The sequence below is a fragment of the Lentzea sp. NPDC055074 genome (assembly GCF_053608005.1).
Map to the genome: position 1 here is coordinate 1 of NZ_JBSGUQ010000030.1, position 17,651 is coordinate 17,651.

At 68.7% G+C, this 17,651-nt stretch carries 16 protein-coding genes, 1 rRNA gene and 1 riboswitch; of the genes, 6 read left to right on the top strand and 11 right to left on the bottom strand.

The window, feature by feature from the left end; translation table 11 throughout:
• The 3 genes from ACWF7A_RS41455 to ACWF7A_RS41465 form a co-directional block, all read right to left on the bottom strand.
• Positions 1-704 (bottom strand): 16S ribosomal RNA (locus ACWF7A_RS41455); the annotation flags it as partial.
• A 395-nt stretch (positions 705-1,099) separates the two neighbouring features.
• Positions 1,100-2,440: a polysaccharide lyase 6 family protein gene (locus ACWF7A_RS41460; RefSeq protein ID WP_452255947.1), complete on the bottom strand. Its 1,341-nt coding sequence runs from the start codon at positions 2,438-2,440 to the stop codon at positions 1,100-1,102.
• A gap of 43 nt (positions 2,441-2,483) precedes the next feature.
• On the bottom strand, positions 2,484-2,918 hold the full coding sequence (locus tag ACWF7A_RS41465) for an NUDIX hydrolase (protein ID WP_452255948.1): 435 nt from the start codon (positions 2,916-2,918) through the stop codon (positions 2,484-2,486).
• Between the two features lie 74 nt (positions 2,919-2,992).
• On the opposite strand from ACWF7A_RS41465, the gene ACWF7A_RS41470 reads away from it, so the two are divergent.
• The 5 genes from ACWF7A_RS41470 (at position 2,993) to ACWF7A_RS41490 (ending at position 7,858) form a co-directional block, all read left to right on the top strand.
• Complete coding sequence (locus ACWF7A_RS41470; RefSeq protein WP_452255949.1) at positions 2,993-3,925, top strand: SPFH domain-containing protein; 933 nt, start codon at positions 2,993-2,995, stop codon at positions 3,923-3,925.
• Positions 3,925-4,149 carry a hypothetical protein gene (locus ACWF7A_RS41475; RefSeq protein ID WP_452255950.1) on the top strand — a complete coding sequence of 75 codons (225 nt, stop codon included), beginning with the start codon at positions 3,925-3,927 and terminating at the stop codon, positions 4,147-4,149. The genes ACWF7A_RS41470 and ACWF7A_RS41475 overlap by 1 nt, the downstream gene beginning before the upstream one ends.
• Before the next feature lie 151 nt (positions 4,150-4,300).
• Positions 4,301-6,565, top strand: coding sequence for a glycoside hydrolase family 3 N-terminal domain-containing protein (locus tag ACWF7A_RS41480; protein ID WP_452255951.1), 2,265 nt, complete (start codon positions 4,301-4,303; stop codon positions 6,563-6,565).
• Positions 6,566-6,689: 124 nt separating this feature from the next.
• Positions 6,690-6,956, top strand: coding sequence for a 30S ribosomal protein S20 (gene rpsT, locus ACWF7A_RS41485; protein ID WP_166047155.1), 267 nt, complete (start codon positions 6,690-6,692; stop codon positions 6,954-6,956).
• Between the two features lie 92 nt (positions 6,957-7,048).
• On the top strand, positions 7,049-7,858 hold the full coding sequence (locus tag ACWF7A_RS41490) for a hypothetical protein (protein ID WP_452255952.1): 810 nt from the start codon (positions 7,049-7,051) through the stop codon (positions 7,856-7,858).
• Positions 7,859-7,898: 40 nt separating this feature from the next.
• On the opposite strand, the gene holA is transcribed toward ACWF7A_RS41490, so the two are convergent.
• Entirely contained in the window at positions 7,899-8,876 is a 978-nt protein-coding gene (gene holA, locus ACWF7A_RS41495) for a DNA polymerase III subunit delta (protein WP_452255953.1), read from the bottom strand.
• Positions 8,877-8,954: 78 nt separating this feature from the next.
• Positions 8,955-9,097: riboswitch (SAM riboswitch) on the top strand.
• 11 nt (positions 9,098-9,108) lie between these two features.
• Here holA and thrC point away from each other — a divergent pair.
• Positions 9,109-10,365: a threonine synthase gene (gene thrC, locus ACWF7A_RS41500; RefSeq protein ID WP_452255954.1), complete on the top strand. Its 1,257-nt coding sequence runs from the start codon at positions 9,109-9,111 to the stop codon at positions 10,363-10,365.
• Here thrC and ACWF7A_RS41505 read toward each other — a convergent pair.
• The 7 genes from ACWF7A_RS41505 to cspE form a co-directional block, all read right to left on the bottom strand.
• Positions 10,349-13,063: a DNA internalization-related competence protein ComEC/Rec2 gene (locus tag ACWF7A_RS41505; RefSeq protein ID WP_452255955.1), complete on the bottom strand. Its 2,715-nt coding sequence runs from the start codon at positions 13,061-13,063 to the stop codon at positions 10,349-10,351. The genes thrC and ACWF7A_RS41505 overlap by 17 nt on opposite strands.
• A 765-nt stretch (positions 13,064-13,828) precedes the next feature.
• Positions 13,829-14,527, bottom strand: coding sequence for a helix-hairpin-helix domain-containing protein (locus tag ACWF7A_RS41510; RefSeq protein WP_452255956.1), 699 nt, complete (start codon positions 14,525-14,527; stop codon positions 13,829-13,831).
• Between the two features lie 87 nt (positions 14,528-14,614).
• Positions 14,615-15,508: a DegV family protein gene (locus ACWF7A_RS41515; protein ID WP_452255957.1), complete on the bottom strand. Its 894-nt coding sequence runs from the start codon at positions 15,506-15,508 to the stop codon at positions 14,615-14,617.
• Positions 15,509-15,528: 20 nt separating this feature from the next.
• The gene (gene octT, locus ACWF7A_RS41520) at positions 15,529-16,242 is read right to left on the bottom strand and encodes a diglucosylglycerate octanoyltransferase (RefSeq protein ID WP_452255958.1); all 714 of its coding nucleotides are present in this window, start codon (positions 16,240-16,242) and stop codon (positions 15,529-15,531) included.
• Positions 16,239-16,844, bottom strand: coding sequence for a histidine phosphatase family protein (locus ACWF7A_RS41525; RefSeq protein ID WP_452255959.1), 606 nt, complete (start codon positions 16,842-16,844; stop codon positions 16,239-16,241). Before ACWF7A_RS41525 ends, octT begins: the two co-directional genes overlap by 4 nt.
• A gap of 8 nt (positions 16,845-16,852) precedes the next feature.
• Positions 16,853-17,236: a ribosome silencing factor gene (rsfS, locus tag ACWF7A_RS41530; RefSeq protein WP_030468098.1), complete on the bottom strand. Its 384-nt coding sequence runs from the start codon at positions 17,234-17,236 to the stop codon at positions 16,853-16,855.
• Between the two features lie 141 nt (positions 17,237-17,377).
• The gene (gene cspE, locus ACWF7A_RS41535) at positions 17,378-17,581 is read right to left on the bottom strand and encodes a transcription antiterminator/RNA stability regulator CspE (RefSeq protein ID WP_030468099.1); all 204 of its coding nucleotides are present in this window, start codon (positions 17,579-17,581) and stop codon (positions 17,378-17,380) included.
• Positions 17,582-17,651 lie beyond the last annotated feature (70 nt).

Genomic DNA, 17,651 nt, shown 5'->3' on the forward strand with positions numbered 1-17,651 from the left:
GCCTTCGCCACCGGTGTTCCTCCTGATATCTGCGCATTTCACCGCTACACCAGGAATTCCAGTCTCCCCTGCCGAACTCAAGTCTGCCCGTATCGACCGCAAGCTTGGAGTTAAGCCCCAAGTTTTCACGGCCGACGCGACAAACCGCCTACGAGCTCTTTACGCCCAATAATTCCGGACAACGCTCGCACCCTACGTATTACCGCGGCTGCTGGCACGTAGTTAGCCGGTGCTTCTTCTGCAGGTACCGTCACTTGCGCTTCGTCCCTGCTGAAAGAGGTTTACAACCCGAAGGCCGTCATCCCTCACGCGGCGTCGCTGCATCAGGCTTTCGCCCATTGTGCAATATTCCCCACTGCTGCCTCCCGTAGGAGTCTGGGCCGTGTCTCAGTCCCAGTGTGGCCGGTCACCCTCTCAGGCCGGCTACCCGTCGTCGCCTTGGTAGGCCATTACCCCACCAACAAGCTGATAGGCCGCGGGTCCATCCCATACCGCCGGAACTTTCCACACCAAACCATGCGGTTCGGTGTCGTATCCGGTATTAGACCTCGTTTCCAAGGCTTATCCCAGAGTACAGGGCAGGTTACCCACGTGTTACTCACCCGTTCGCCGCTCGTGTACCCCGAAGGGCCTTACCGCTCGACTTGCATGTGTTAAGCACGCCGCCAGCGTTCGTCCTGAGCCAGGATCAAACTCTCCAATAAGGATTGTGTTTGATCGCTCCAGACGGAATATGTCTGGCATCAATCTAGTCTTGCCTCAAAGGAACTACCTCGACGAGGAGGTAATTCATATATTACTGGCTGTGTTTCGGCACGCTGTTGAGTTCTCAAAGAACACGCGCTCACCGGTTCCAGTCTCCGTTTCCGGAGGCTTTCTCTCGGGGCTGTGTTGAAGCTTATTTGGTCTTGCTTCCCGGTGTCAAATCGGCCTCTCGGAGGCTCTTTCTCTTCCGGTTTTTTGGCCAGGCCCGTTCCGGTCTGTATTTCCCGGCCCGCTTCGCTCTGACATGGAGAACATTACACGGGCCTGTTTCGATCTCCAAATCGGGGGGTCCTGGTAACCGCCACACGGGCGGCTACCAGGACAAATGCGTTCGTCAGGGTGCCGAGACCCCGACATCGGCCTTCGTCAGCGGCTTCCGCACCGCCGACGAGTTGTACTCATCCGCCCCGACATCACGCGTGCCCGAGCGCGCCTGAAGGTCGAAGTCACGCGTCACATAGGAGTAGGTGCCCACCGACGCGTTGATGGCGGGGCTTCCGGACGTGAGACGAAGCAGGCCGTTCGCGTCGCGCACGAGCTTCGGGTCCACCGTCTTGTAGCCGTTCGGCATGCCGGCGGTGCCGCCCCACACGATGTTGCCCTCGTACTTCACCGTCGAGCCGCTCATCATGTCGACGAGCTTCGACGACGAGCCCTGGATGACGTTGTTCGCGAGCACGCAGTCCTTGGGTGCGTAGGTACCGGTGTCGCTGTCGACCACGGCACCCGTACCGACCAGGGTGTTGAACGCGACCGTCACGCGGTCGGGGCGGTCGTGCGACGTGGAGGTGGGGCCGCTGTCGGTCTCCGAGCCCTTCCCGAACACGATCGCCCGGTCCCCGGTGTTCTGCACGTAGTTGTTGAACACCTTGTGGTCGTTCCCGTGGAACCGGATGCCGCTGCCGAACAGCAGGTTGCCCTCGACCGTGGTGCGGTTGCCGTGACGCAGGACGATGTAGCCCTTGCTGTCGCGGATCGTGTTGAAGCGGATCGTGTTGTCCGAGGACTTCACGGAGATGGCCTCGGGGTCACCGTTGGCCTTCTCGAACAGGTTGTACTCGATGACCGCGTTCGCCGACTTCGACTGCTTGTGGCTGTACCCGAGCCGGATCGACTCGCCGCCGTTCGCGCCGGTGAAGCTGTGGTTGTAGAAGTAGTTGTGGTGGACCCAGGTCCTCTGGGCGATCTCACTGCCCGGACCGGTGATCTGCAGGTAGACGCCCTCGCTGCTGCGGTTCGAGAACGTGTTGTGGTCCACCTGGACGTCGTCGGCGCTCACGGTGAGCGAGGCGCCGTCCTTGTTGCCGTTGTACGTGTTGCGGGTGATGCGCGTGGCCTGCGCCTCCGCGGGGACCGAGAGCGTGCTGGTCCCGTCGAAGACGAAGCCCTCGATCGTCACGTCTCGAACGGCCCCGAGCTCGAAGCCGCCGCGGGTGAACACCGTGCGGCCGGCGTTCTGCGCGGCCACGGTGACGCCCGACTTGGTGATCTTGATGGGCTGGTCGGCGAGGTGCACGCCGTCGGCCAGCACTATGCGCTGACCGGGTCGTGCGGTGTCGAGTGCGGCCTGCAGGGAGGACACGGTCGACACGCCGACGACAGCAGCGAAGGCAGGCACGTGAACGAGGGACGACAGCAGGGCGGCCGCGCCGACTGCGGCCAGTGATCGGATCATTCGCCAACTCCGGTGTTGGGTCGTCGGCGGCGGTAGAGCGAAGCTACCGCAAGATTCCGGCAGGTGGGGCAGTCCGGTACAGACCAAGTGCTGTGTCGAGCGACGGCACGCGCTCCAGTTGTCCGATGTCTGCCAGGGGGAACCACTGGGCGAGGTCGGTCGTGCCGCCCACCTCGTTGCGCAGCTCGCCGCCCACGATCCGCACCTCGTACATGATCCGAAGTGCGTGGTAGTCGCGGTCGGGCTCCTCGCGGAGCTCGGAGTCGATGCCGAGCAGGCGGACCACCTCGGCGGCGTACCCGGTCTCCTCCTCGATCTCCCGGATGACCCCGTCGTACGGGTGCTCGCCGTGGTCGATGCCGCCTCCGGGCAGGATCCAACGTTTGCCCTTTGGGCCAAGCCAGCGCGCCAGCAGGATCTCGTCGCGTTCGTTGACGCACACCCCGTACGCCGCCACACGCTGCTTCTTCGCCCTCATGCGACGCAGCGTAACTTGCGATCACCGCGAAAAAAGTGATATCACTTAGCTACTACTTCGCTAGGGGGTCCTGGATGAGTGCATCCATCGAAACGACGGTCCAGATGCCGGCACCTGTCGTCCGCGAGAAGCAAGCGCGGGAGCTGCCCGGTCTCCTCATGTTCTTCGCTGGGTTGGCGGTGCTCGCTGTGGGCGTGTGGACGATCATCGAGGGGATCAAGGCGACCGACGCTGCCGACGGCGACCCGGCGGCCGGGCTGCTGCTCACCGGAGTGCTGGTGTTCCTGGCCGCCGCGGTGATCTGGAAGGGGCTGTTCACGGTCGCGCCCGGCGAGGTGCGCGTGTTGCAGTTCCTCGGCCGTTACGTGGGCACGGCGCGCACGGACGGTCTGCGGTGGGCGAACCCGCTCACCACCAGGGAGAAGATCTCCGTCAGGATCCGCAACCACGAGACGGCGACGCTCAAGGTCAACGACGCCGACGGCAACCCGATCGAGATCGCGGCCGTGGTCGTGTGGCAGGTCGAGGACACCGCACGCGCACGGTTCGAGGTCGACGACTTCGTGCGGTTCGTCGGCATCCAGACCGAGACCGCCGTACGGCACATCGCCAACAGCTACCCGTACGACAACCACGAGGAGACCGGTCTCTCGCTGCGGGAGAACGCGGACGAGATCACCGAGACGCTCGCGATCGAGATCTCGGCACGCGTGCAGTCCGCGGGCGTGAAGGTGATCGAGTCACGACTCACGCACCTCGCGTACGCGCCGGAGATCGCCCATGCCATGTTGCAGCGGCAGCAGGCCGGCGCGGTCGTCGCGGCACGGACCCGGATCGTCGAGGGCGCCGTCGGCATGGTCGAGCTCGCGTTGGAGCGGCTCGCGGACCACGACGTCGTCGAGCTCGACGAGGAGCGCAAGGCGGCGATGGTCTCGAACCTGCTCGTCGTCCTGTGCGGTGACCGTTCCACTCAGCCCGTGGTGAACACCGGGTCCCTGTACACCTGATGGCAGAGCGCAAAAGCGTTCTGCTCAGGCTCGATCCGGCCGTGCACGACGCGTTGAGCAGGTGGGCGAACGACGAGCTGCGCAGCACCAACGCGCAGATCGAGTTCCTGCTGCGGCGTGCGCTGGCGGACGAGGGCCGGTTGCCCGGCGAGGTGAGGAAGATGCCTCGCCGCGGCAGGCCACCGAAGAACCCGGAGCCTGAGGAACCTCCGGAACAGGCCTGAAACCTGTTCCGGAACTTCCCGGACGCGAGGCACTGAACAGGCGTTTCACCAGCATGAAAACGCTGTCATTGAGTTCATCCATTCGGAGGTTTGTTGTCCGACTCCTCCACGCGAAGGTGTGCGGCGGGCGCACCGGGAACGTGGAGGAGTCTTGTCTTTGTTCTCCCGCAAGCGTGCTGGTCTCGGCGTGCTGGGCGTTGCTGTGGTGATCGCGTCGCTGACACCGGCGGGTGGTCTCGCGGCCGGTAGAGAGATCTATCTGGACAGTCGGGCGTCGACGGAGCGGCGGGTCGAGGACCTGCTGCGCAGGATGACGGTCGAGGAGAAGATCGGGCAGATGGCCCAGATCCGCGTCGGGAAGCTGCGCGGTGACTGCAACAACGTCAACGGGCCGTTGGTCGACTCGTGCCTGAAGGCGGTCCTCGCGGACGCGCACGTGGGGTCGATCCTGTCCGGCGGTGGTGACGCGCCGCTCGACAACACGCCCAAGGCGTGGGCCGAGATGAACAACGCGATCCAGCGCTATGCGTTGGAGAACAACAGGTTGAAGATCCCGATCATCTACGGCGCCGACGGCGTGCACGGGCACAACAACGTCATCTCCGCGACGATGTTCCCGCACCAGATCGGGCTCGGCGCGACGTGGGATCCGGGGCTGCAGGAGAAGATCGGTGTGTCGGCGTCGAAGGCGTTGCGCGCCACCGGTGTCTTCTGGAACTTCGCGCCCGTCTCGGACATCGCGCGGGACACGCGCTGGGGCCGTTACTACGAGACCTACAGCGAGGACCCGTTCCTGTCCGGCCAGCTGGCGGCGGCGAACGTGCGCGGGCAGCAGGCCGAGGTGGACGACACCGCGCAGCTGACCGCGACGGCGAAGCACTTCGCGGGGTACTCGGCGCCGGCGAACGGCCACGACCGGGCGGCGGCGCAGATCCCGATCCGGCAGCTGCAGGATCTCGTGCTGCCGTCGTTCCAGGCGCAGTTCGACGCTGGCGTGAAGACCGTGATGATCAACTCCGGCTCGCTCAACGGCGTCCCGGTGCACGCGTCGAAGTACATGCTGCAGACGCAGCTGCGGGACCGCATGGGCTTCAAGGGCGTCGCGGTCTCGGACTGGCAGGACATGAAGTACCTGGTGGACCGGCACAAGGTCGCGCCCGACTACAAGACGGCGATCGCGATGAGCGTCAACGCCGGTGTGGACATGGCGATGGAGCCGTCGAACGCGGCCGAGTTCACGTCGTTGCTGCTGGCGAACGTGCGCGACGGGTCCGTGTCGCGCGGGCGGATCGACCAGGCCGTGCGGCGGGTGCTGAAGCTCAAGTTCGACCTGGGGCTGTTCGAGAAGCCGTACGTGGACCCGGCGAAGGCCGACGGGAACGTGGTGAACGCGGACCGCGACCTGGCGCGCAAGGCCGCGGCCGAGGGCACCGTGCTGCTGAAGAACGACGGCGTGCTGCCGTTGTCCTCCGCTGCCAAGAAGATCGTCGTGACCGGGGAGACCGCGGACGACGTGCGCCGCCAGCTCGGTGGCTGGACCGTCGAGTGGCAGGGCGTGCCGGACGACTCGCCGTTGCCGCCGACCGCGACCGTGCTGACCGGTGTGCGTGAGGCCGTCCCGGGCGCGTCCGTGGTGCACGCTCCGACTCAGGCCGCGGCGGTGTCCGAGGCGGCAGGTGCCGACGCGGTCGTCGTCGTCCTGGGCGAGAAGCCCGGCGCGGAGGGTCCGGCCGACACGGAGAACCCGGTGCTGACGACCGAGCAGCAGGCGTGGGTGGACGCGGTGCAGGCGACCGGCAAGCCGGTGGTCGTGGTGCTGCTGACCGCGCGCCCACAGGTGCTCGGCGCGGCGGCGGACGCGAACGCGCTGGTCGCGGGCTGGTTGCCGGGCAGCGAGGGTGGCCGGGCGATCGCCGACGTGCTGTTCGGCGCGGTGAACCCGAGCGGCAGGCTGCCGATCTCGTGGCCGAAGGCGCTGGGCGACCCGACGCTGACCTACGACCAGCTGCCGGGCGCGAACACGTCGGCGGGGGCGAAGTACGACCCGCTCTACGCGTTCGGGCACGGGCTGTCGTACACGTCGTTCGCGACCTCGGGAACCTCGGTGTCGGTTGATCGCCGGGACGGCGTGGTGAAGTTCACGGTGGCGAACACCGGCGGGCGTGCGGGCACCACGGTTGTTCCGGTCCACGTGCGTCAGCCGGCCTCACCGGTGCTGACCCCGGACGCCCGTCTGGTGGGCTTCACCCGCGTGGAACTCGCTGCGGGGCAGTCGAAGCAGGTCGAGGTGTCGTTCAAGCTCTCGCAGCTGGCCCTGACCGTCGGCGACGTGGACGGTGACGGACGGCGTGAGGTCGCCCGCGGCGGCTACGAGGCCGTGGTGGGCGCCGAGAAGGCCACCTTCACGGTGCGCTGAGCTGGCCTGATATTCTTTCCCGTCGTGAACGCGCGGCTCTCCGCCGTGGAGGAGACCCGGCCCTCGTGGCCGGTGCCGACCAAGCGCGTCACGAACCCGGTTTCGACAAGAAGGGTGATGTCGCATGGCGAACATCAAGTCCCAGCTCAAGCGGATCAAGACCAACGAGAAGGCCCGCCTTCGCAACAAGTCGGTCAAGTCGTCCCTGAAGACGGCCATCCGCAAGTTCCGCGAGGCTGCCGAGGCCGGTGACAAGGCGAAGGCCCTGGAGCTGCTGCAGGACGCGTCCCGCAAGCTCGACAAGGCCGCCACCAAGGGCGTCATCCACGCCAACCAGGCCGCCAACAAGAAGTCGGCGATGGCCCTGCGCGCGAACGCCCTCGAGGGCTGATCTCGCTCGTAGACCTTCGAGCTTCTGTGAAAGGGCTCCACCTCCTCCGGGAGGTGGAGCCCTTTCACATTTCTGGTGTAGGCGTAGACCCCATGGAATCGCTGCCGCGCATCGACTTCTTCGAGTTGCACGACCTCGACGGCACGCCGCCCGTGCTGAGGACCCTGCACACCGAGTCGATCATGACCATCTACCGGCTGACGGACGCCGCGCGCGAGTACTCACGCCCGTTGGCGCTGGCGTTGCGGTCGGGCGCGGACCACCGGATCGTCGACCTCTGCGCGGGGTCGGGCGGGCCGGTGCCGCTGATCCAGCGGCGGTTGCACGCGGAGGGCGTCCACACCCAGGTCACGCTGACGGACCTGGTACCGAACGTGCCCGCCTTCGAGCGCGTCGCCCGGCAGAACCGGCGGCGGCTGCCCGACCAGTGCTGCTCCGTCGGCCACGTGGCGACGCCCGTCGACGCCACGGACTGCCGGGTGGAGGGAACGCGGACGATCTACGGCGCCTTCCACCACTTCCCGCCCGCGCTGGCCTCGCGGATGCTGCAGAACGCCGTCGACACCCGGCAGCCGATGGTCGTCGTCGACACCAAGCGGTCGTGGCTCCACGTGCTGGTGTTCCCGTTCTTCCTAGCGCTGGCCGTGCTGCTCGCGGCGCCGTTCCAGCGCAATCCCCTGCCCCGCTACCTGCTGCGGCTGGCGCTGACCTACGTCGTGCCGGTGCTGCCGTTCATGATGTTCTTCGACAGCGTCGTGTCGTTCCTGCGCATGTACGGGCGCGCGGAACTGCGGCGGCTCGTGGACGGGCTGGACGGCACCGAGTCGTTCGAGTGGACGATCGGCGTCGAACCCGGCTTCACCGGAACCCAGTACCTGATCGGGATACCGCGCCAGTCGTGATCGTCCGCTGTCAGCGGCGGCTCTGTGCGTGACGGCGCTGTCAGCGGCGGCTGTGCGCGGCGATGATCCGGAGCACGGCCCGCTCCAGCGCGTAGTCGGCGTCGGCCGCCACGCCCTTCACGTCGGCGTTGAGCCCCGCGACCACCTGCATCGCGTCGGCGAGCCCCGACTGGGCCCAGCCGCGGGACTGGGCCTGCGCCTTCTTGATCTTCCACGGCGGCATGCCGAGCGGCCCGGCCAGGCTGAACGGGTCGGCGCGGCCCACGGCGGACACGCGCGCGACCGTGCGCACCGCGTCCGCCAGTGCGTCCGCGACCAGCACGTGCGGCACGCCGAGCTGCATTGCCCAGCGCAATGCCTCCATGGCACCCGCCCGGTCACCGACGACGGCCTTCTCCGCGACGGCGAACCCCGTCACCTCGGCCTTGCCCTGGTGGTAGCGGCGGATCTCCTCGACCGTCACCTTGCCGTCGGTGTCGGACACGAGCTGCGACGCGGACGCGGCGAGCTCGCGCAGGTTCGTGCCCACGGCGTCGATGAGCGTGGCGACGGCCTCCGAGTCGATCTTGCCGCCCGCGCGGCGCACCTCGTTGCGCACGAACGCCTCTCGGTCGCTCGCCTTGGTGACCTTGGCGCACTCGGTGACCGCGGCGCCGGCCTTCTTCAGCTGCCCGGGCAGGTCCTTGGCCGCCTTGCTGCGACCACCGCCCGTGTGCACGACGACGAGCGTCACGCCGTCCGCGGGCGCCTTGACGTAGGAGAGCACCATGTCGGCGATCTCCTTGCTGATGTCCTGCCCGTTCTGCAGGACGATCACGCGGCCCTCCGCGAACAGCGACGGACTCACCAGTTCGGCGAGCTCCGGAGCCGTGAGATCAGTCACCTGGACGCGGGTCAGGTCGGCGGTCGAGTCGACCTCTCGTGCGGCCTCGAGAGCCGCCCGAACAGCACGTTCGACCAGCAACTCCTCCTCGCCGATGACGAGGTGCAGTGACTCCGGTGCGCTCACGCTCCGCATCTTTCCACGTCCCGGATCGTGGACGTTGGTGGCTGCGCAACGGACAGTTGCCGTAGCTTGGTGCCCACAACTGAACACCGCTCATCCAGAGGGGCAGAGGGAACGGCCCGAAGAAGCCCCGGCAACCGGCGTCAGCGCCAGCACAGAACCTTGTGCGGAGCTCTGCGCAGACGATCACGGTGCCAATTCCGACCCGTTCGATTTCGCGGGAAAGATGAGGAGATACCTCGCGATGACTGCTGTCACTGTGCCCACGAGCACGAAGTTCGACCTCGGCCCTGCCCGGGCACTGCTGTGCCGGGAATGTGGGAATGAGACCCCTCTCGCTCCTGAGTACGCCTGTCTCGAGTGTTTCGGGCCGCTGGAAGTGGCCTACGACTTCGGGAAGATCCGGCGCGAGGACATCGAGGCCGGCCCCAGGTCCATCTGGCGCTACCGCGGCCTTCTCCCCGTTCCGTCCACTGTGGAACAGCACCCGAACACCGATCCCGGCGGCACCCGCCTGGTCGAGGCGCACAACCTCGCCAAGGCCCTGGGCGTCCGCAAGATCTGGGTGAAGGACGACACCGGCAACCCCACGCACTCGTTCAAGGACCGCGTCGTCGGCGTCGCGCTCGCCGCTGCCCGCGAGCTCGGCTTCAAGGTGCTGGCCTGCCCGTCGACCGGCAACCTGGCGAACGCCGTCGCCGCGGCCGCCGCCCGCGCGGGCTGGAAGTCCGTGGTTCTCGTGCCCTCCAACCTCGAACGCGCCAAGATCCTCATGAGCGCGGTGTACGAAGGCGACCTGATCGCCGTCGACGGCAACTACGACGACGTGAACCGCCTCGCCCAGGAGCTCGCCGCGGAGAACGAGGACTGGGCGTTCGTGAACGTCAACGTCCGCCCGTACTACGCGGAGGGCTCGAAGACGCTCGGCTACGAGGTCGCCGAGCAGCTCGGCTGGCGCCTGCCCGACCAGATCGTCGTGCCGATCGCGTCCGGCTCGCAGCTCACCAAGGTCGACAAGGCGTTCCGCGAGCTCGGCCAGCTCGACCTCGTCGAAGCGTCGCCGTACAAGGTGTTCGGCGCGCAGGCCACCGGCTGCTCCCCGATCTCCGCCGCTTTCAAGGCGGGCCACGACGTCATCCGCCCGGTCCGCCCGGACACGATCGCCCGCTCGCTGGCGATCGGTGCCCCGGCCGACGGCCCGTACGTGCTCGACGCCGTGCGCCGCACCAACGGCGCCATCGAGGACGTCACCGACGAAGAGGTCGTCGAGGGCATCAAGCTGCTCGCCCGCACCGAGGGCATCTTCGCCGAGACCGCCGGCGGCGTGACCGTCGCGACGGCGAAGAAGCTGATCGAGTCGGGCCAGCTCGACCCCGACGCCGAGACCGTGCTGCTCATCACCGGCGACGGCCTCAAGACCCTCGACGCGCTCGGCGACACGATCGGCCCGCGCGCGACGGTCCCGCCGTCGGCCGAGGCCGTCATCAAGGCACTGGGCTAGTCACCTTCTCGCGGACGCGATCTCCCTGGCTCACAGGGAGATCGCGTCCGTCTTGAGCCAGCCGGTGCGCGGGAAGCGTTGCAAGCCCTCCACCACGTGCGGTCCGACCGGTTCCACGGCCGCGCGCCACGCCACGATCCGTTGTGGCCACGGGGCCTCCGCCTTGAGCGCGTTGTAGTGGTAGTCGTGCCACACGTCCGGCGCCACCCGCAGCTCGTCGTCGAACACCCGCTCCGCGACGAGGTCGTACGCCTCCTCCGGCGTCTCCGCCTTCGTCTGCGGCAGCACGTGCGTGGTCGTCGCCCTGTAGGTGACGGCGCGGGTGCCGTCTTCGAGTGTTTCGCAGATGTAGTAACCGAAATCGGGTTTCAGTTCGTCGTGCGGCCACGGCGTCGCCGAGTAGTTCGGCTGCCACAGCGCCCACGCGAGGCCTGGCGTGCCACCGGGAATCGGGTAGCGCGCGTTGAACAACCTGACCCAGACCATCTCTTCTCCTTCGTACGATTCGGTTTCCCGGCAACACCGCCAGGTCTCCGTCCTTGTCCGTGCGCAACACCAACGCGCCTCCCGCCCGCAACACGTCGATGACGTGCGCGCTCGGATGCCCGTACCTGTTGCCCGCGCCGACGCTCACCAGCGCCACCCGAGGCCGCACGGCCTTCAGGAACGCGGGCAGCGAGGACCGCGACCCGTGGTGCGGCACCTTGAGCACCTCGGCGTTCAGGTCCCGCTCCCCCAGCAACGCCGCCTGGCCGGCCAGCTCGACGTCACCGGTGAGCAGCACCCGCCCCGCCCTCGTGTGAGCCCTGAGCACGAGCGAGTAGTCGTTCACCGTCGTGTTCCCGTCCTCGGCGACCGGCGGCCGTCTCGGTCCCATCACCTCCAGCTCCAGTCCCGGCAAGGCGAACCGCTCGCCCGCCTTCGGCTCCACGACCCGCACGTTGTGAGCGCGAGCCCGTTCGCCGACCTCCCTCCACGCCCACGCGGGCTCCTTGAGCGGCCCGACCGCCACCGCTCCCACCGCACGCCCGGTGAGCACGGCGTCGAGTCCGCCGACGTGGTCCGCGTGCAGGTGCGTCAGCACCACCAGCGGAATCCTCTTGATCCCCAACGTCTTCAGGCACCGGTCGACCGCTCCGGGATCGGGCCCGGTGTCGACCAGCACGGCCGTGTCGGCGTCGTCGGTCGCGAGAACCAGCGCATCGCCCTGGCCCACGTCGCAGCTGATGACCTTCCACCCGGCGGGCGGCCAGACCGGCGCCACGACTCTCAGCGGCACCAGCACCACGAACGCGCCGACGAGCACCGCGACGACCAACGCCCGCGTCTTCTTGAACCGCACCAACAACACGACCGCGGCGGTCACACCCGCCAACGCGAGCGCTCCGGTCCACCCGTCCGGCCAGCCGACCGCCGCACCGGGCACGGCCGACGCCTGCCGCCCGACCGTGATCAACCAGCTCACCGCAGGCCCGGCGACGTGCGTGACGACTTCCGCCACCTGCGGTGAGAGCGGCGCGACGGCCGCCGCCAGCACGCCCAGCACCGTCGCCGGCGCGACCACCGGCCCGGCGACGAGGTTCGCCACCACCGACACGAGGCTCACCTGCCCGGACAGCCCCGCCACCAGGGGAGCCGTGGCCAGGCTCGCGGCCATCGGCACGACGATCGCCTCAGCCAGCCCGTTCGGCACACCACGCTGTTTCAGCGCCTGCGCCCACCTCGGCGCGATGAGCACCAACGCCGCCGTCGCCACCACGGACAACGCGAATCCCGGATCGCCTCCCAGCGCCGGATCGTGCAGCACCAGGGCGAGCACCGCCGTAGCCAGGCTCGGCACCGCGGATCGTTGCCGGCCCAGCACCAATGCCAGCAACGCTACGGCACCCATGACTGCGGCCCTGAGCACACTCGGTTCCGGTCCGGCCAGGATGACGAACCCGACCAGCGCCGCGAGGGCGGCGAAGGCGGCCGGACGTGGCCCGAGCCGTCGGGTGAGCAGGTAGACCGCCCCGCAGATGATCGCCAGGTTCGCACCGCTCACCGCGAGCAAATGGGCGAGCCCTGCTGTGCGGAACTCCTCCACGATGCGCGGCACCATCTGCTCGGTGTCGCCCACCACGAGTGCGGGCAGGAGCCCTGCCTCCTCGTCGTCGAGGACCTTGCTGGCCTGTCGCAGGCCGTCGCGAAGGTCGCCGGCCCAGGTCTGCCAGACCGGGGGTGGGCGCGGGTCCTGCGGCGGGCCGCGCACTCGCAGCAGCGCTGACGCCAGGTCGCCGCCTCTGGGCGGGGCGAGGGTGCCTTTGACCGTGACCTTCTGGCCTGGCAACAGATCGCGCCACTTGTCGGCCGGTGCCAGCAGCACCAGTTGGGCGCCGTTCGCCGTTGCCCTGAGGACCACGTTCTCCACGCCTGCCCGGGTTCCGCCGAAGCCCGCGGCCCGGATGCCCTTGGGTCTGGTGGTGAGTTCGACTGTGAGGGTGGTGCTGCGGCCTTGGTCCGCGGCCAGGCGGAGTGGGTGGGACTCGGCTCGCAGGACGTTGCCACCTACCCAGGCCGCAGCCACCGGGCCCGAGATCAGGAGGGCTATCGCGCAGGTCCTGGTCCACCACGCTCTGCGCCACGCCGTCAGGCCGAGGGCTCCTGCTGCGAGGCCGGTGAGCACTGCTGCTTGCCAGCTGAGGAAGAGACCGGCCACGGCTGTGGTCCAGACGGCTGCGGCTGCCGGGACCAGGCGGAGGTCGTGGGTTATCGGGTGGCGGCGGGCCACTGGGGCCTCCCCTGGGTGGTGGGAGGTCTCGGGTCAGGGGTGGGGCTGCCTTGGCGCGGGCGAGGCAGCTCGGGGGGACGTGGGCGGTGCGGGACGGGGTTCGGCTGGACCTGGGGGCGCCTGGTGGCGGGATGGTGCCAGGCGGTGTCGATGCGGGGAGGGCGGGTGATGCGGGCCGAGGGCATGGCTGACTCCGATCGGTGGGATGGGTGGGACCGGTCAGGGGTGCGGAAGCTGGATGCCGGGCGGGGATGAGACCGGTCAGCAGGAGCAGAGCGGTTGTGTCGTGGGGTTGCCTGTGAACGGTCCGCGGAGCCGGGCTTTCGGTTCAGGGCGTTTCAGGCAGGTTCGCTACCGGAGCTGTCCGGCCGGTTTCGTTGATGTGGCGGCGATGCACGGTTGCGGCGCACATGCGGCAGGGGCGTTGCATCAGAGCCGGCGGGATGGTGGGTGGCGGGGGTGGCGCCGGGCTGGGTGGGAGCGGTGGCGCGGCTGCGGCCAGCAGGTGGCGCAGGGCTGTGGCCACTGGGCGCGGCTTGCGGCGGAGCCGGGCTGGAGAGCGGTGCAGCGGGAACGCGAGAGTCAGGTGGCGGGTGAGGTGGATGTGGTCGGTGGGGAGGAGGGGCGGGGCGGCCAAGAGGCGGTAGTGGGCCTTGGTGCGGAGGTAGAGGGCCAGGGCCTTGGTGGCGATGGTCATGTGTGGACCAGGTCTGCCAGTTTGGCCAGCTTCGACTCGCCGATGCCTTCCACGTCGCGGAGCTGGTCGACCGAGGCGAACGGGCCTTTGCGGGTGCGGTGGTCGACTATGCGTTGGGCCGTCACCGGGCCCACGCCGGGAAGGGCGTCCAGTTCGGTCGCCGAGGCGGCGTTCAGGTTCAGCTTCGGCTGTGCGCCGCCTGCTTGTGCCGCGCCTGCCTGGAGTGGGGGTGGGATGCCCACCGCTATCTGTTCGCCGTCGGTGAGTTTGCGGGCCAGGTTCAGGTTGTGGAGGTTCGTGCCCGGCTTCAGGCCTCCGGCCAGGCGAATGGCGTCGGCGACCCTGGCGCCCGACGGTGCGGTGATCAGGCCTGGGCTGGCCACCTCGCCGACCACGTTCACGATCAGCTCGGGTGCCGGCGCGGAGGTGCTCACGAGTGCCAGGTCCGGGGCTGGTTCGGCGGCGGGGCTCTGCCACCAGCTACCCAGACCTATCACCGTGCACGCCACGGCCACGCCCAGGGCGAGCAGGCCACGGCGCGGGAGGCGGGGCAGGCGGAAGCGGCGGGCAGGCGAGCCGTGTTCGTCCGAGTCCTCTGACCTCGCGTAGACGAGGGTCGGGTCGGCTCTCACCTTGTCGGCCAGGGCGGCCAGGCGTTCGGTCGGGAGGGAGTCCTGGTGGGAGCGGGGGAACATGCGAGGGACGTTACGGAGCGGGGCGGGCGGGGAGGTGGGGTTCGCTCCGGGGCTGTGGATTACTCGCGGGTTGTGGACAGGTCGCGATCACTCGCGGTTCGGGGACGGGGAATTGTCGGGGGTGTGTGGGAGGCTGTCGGGTCCTCCCGGCAGCACCACGACGCCCAGCACGCCTGGGCCGGTGTGCGCGCCGATCACCGCGCCCACCTCCGAGATCACGCATCCCGTCGAGCCGGGCAACCGTTCGTCGAGGCGCGTCGCGAGTTCGGCAGCGCGTTCGGGGGCGGCCAGGTGGTGCACGGCCAGTCCGACGGGACCGTCGCCCGCCGCGGCCGCCGCCAGGTCGACCAGACGGCCCACCGCGCGGCCCATCGTGCGCACCTTCTCCAGCGGCACGATCCGGCCGTCGTCCATGTGCAGCAACGGCTTCACTGCCAGCGCGGTGCCCACCAGCGCCGCCGCCGTACCGATCCGGCCGCCCCGGCGCAGGTGGTCCAGCGTCTCGAGGCAGAAGAACATCCGCGTCTGCAGAGCGGCTGAGGTGGCGGCCTCCTCGACCTCGGCGTGCGAATGTCCGGCAGCCACGGCCGCGCACGCGCGCAGCACCGAGAACCCGAGCCCCATGCCCGTCGAGCGCGAGTCGACGACGCGGATCCGGGAGGAGTCGATCTCCTCGGCGGCCAGTCGTGCGGCCTCCCACGTCCCGGACAGCTCACGAGAGAGATGCACCGACACGACCGCGTCCGACGACGACAGCGCCTCGCGGTAGACGGCGGCCATCTCACCGGGCGTGGGACGTGATGTGGTCACCCGGCGGTGCTCGGCGAGAGCGGCCGCCAGCTCGAACGGACCGAAGTCGACGCCGTCGAGGCGTCCGGCACCGTCCACCGCGACGTGCAGCGGCACCACGGTGATCGCATGGCGCTTCGCGAACCCCTCGGGCAGGTATGCCGTGGAGTCGGTGACGATGGAGATGCGCACGAGCGACGAGCCTACGGGGCTCACTCCTCCGAGGGACTCAACGCCACGGACGAGATCAATGCGGCCATGGCCTTGCCGACCAACTCGTGGCCCTCCCAGCCCCAGTGCATCCCGTCCGGGTTCCCGGCGCCGGACCGCACGTGCTCCCCGATCACCGTCGGCAGGTTCAGCAACGGCACCCCCGCATCCGCGGCCCACCCACGCACGGCCGCAACCGCAGCCGCGTGCCCCTGATGCGCGTACGAGTACGTGGCCGCCCGGTGCACCGACGGCACGATCCCGACGGCCGGCATCGTGTACTGGAGGTTGCGGACGGACTGCAGCATGTCCCGCAGATAGCGCGCGGTCAGCGCAGGAGGCAGCGACGCACGCGTGTAAGGCGCCAGCCGAGGCTGCACGAACTGATAGCGCGCACGAACCCAACGCCGCAGCCAGTCCGGCCGCACATAACGCAGCCCCTCGCGCAGATACGTCGGCAACGGCGAGGGCAGGGTGTCCATGCTGCCCACCGCGAACACCAGCACGTCCGTACGAGGCAGCAACGACCAGATCCGCGGATCCCCGGTCAACGCCCACCAGGCGTCCCGCGCCGTCCATCCGAACCCGGCCGCGAGCTCCGCCGACCCACCCAGCGCCTCGGCACAGATGTTGTGCCACAGGCGTGGATGGTCGGCGGGCAGCGGCCCCGAGGGCCCGAAGAACGACAGCGAGTCCCCGAGGACGAGCAGTCTCAACGCGTGGTGCCCGCGTTGTACGACGTCAGCCGCCACAAGTCGTTGCGCCGTGTGAACACGGTCCAGTGGCAGTTCGAGATGCCGCCGAGCTGCGACCAGTTCTCCACCGGCAGGCCGAGCAGCCGCCCGGTCAGGGCGCTGATCAGGCCACCGTGCGCGCACAGCAGGACCGTGCCGGAGAACTCGGCGTCCACCTCGTGCACGACCTGGATGGCCCGCTCGGCGACCTCGACGCGCGACTCGCCGTCCGGCGGCGCGTACGTCGGGTCGGTGCGCCACACCGTGACCGCTCCCGGCCACTCCCGCTCCACCTCAGCGACGTTGAGGCCCTGCCACTTGCCCAGGTGGGTCTCGCGCAGCCGCTCGTCGATCCGCAGCGGCACGTCCGTCGACGTCGTGAAGACGCCAGCGGTGTTGCGCGCGCGTTGCAGGTCCGAGGCCACGACGATCTCCGGTTCGAACCCGGCGAGCACCGGGACGGCGAACCTGGCCTGGTTCAAGCCGGTCTCGGTGAGCGCCGAGTCCAGATGACCCTGCAGACGACCGGTCGCGTTGTAGTCGGTCTCACCGTGCCGCCACAGCACGAGCCGGCTCAGGGCCATCAGCTACCTCATTCAGCCGTGGAGTCCGCGGGGACGTCCGCTTCGAACTCGATGCGCGGGCAGTCCTTCCACAGCCGCTCCAGGCCGTAGAAGCTGCGCTCCTCGACGTGCTGCACGTGCACCACGACGTCGACGAAGTCCAGCAGCACCCACCGGCCCTCGCGGGCCCCTTCGCGGCGCACCGGCTTCGTGCCGGCCTCCCGCAGCTTCTCCTCGATGTTGTCGACGATCGCGCCGACCTGCCGCTCGTTCGGAGCGGACGCGATCACGAACACGTCCGTGATCACGAGCTGGTCGGAGACGTCGAGCACCGTCACGTCGTGCGCCTTCTTGTCGGCCGCTGCGTTCGCCGCGACCAGCGCCAGCCGTCGTGCCTCGTCGGTGGCTGCCACGTCACTCCTCTGACTTCCGGCGGGCGTCGATACGCCCACACGAGTTACTGAGGGTACCGGCGTGCGCCAACGGGTACTTCACACGCGGGCATGACGAAGGCCACCTCAGCGCCCTGAGGTGGCCTTCACCTGCGCCGAAGCCTAGAGCGGGCGGACCTGCTGGGCCTGCGGCCCCTTCTGGCCCTGGCCGACCTCGAACTCGACCTTCTGGTTCTCCTCGAGCGAGCGGAAACCCTTGGACTGGATCTCCGAGTAGTGCACGAAGACGTCAGCCGAGCCGTCGTCGGGCGCGATGAAGCCGAAGCCCTTTTCGGCGTTGAACCACTTCACGGTGCCTGTAGCCAAAGTCTTGCCTTCCACGAACCAGCAACAACCCGCTGATTGTTGCTCCCCGCGCGCTCGGATGCACGCAAAA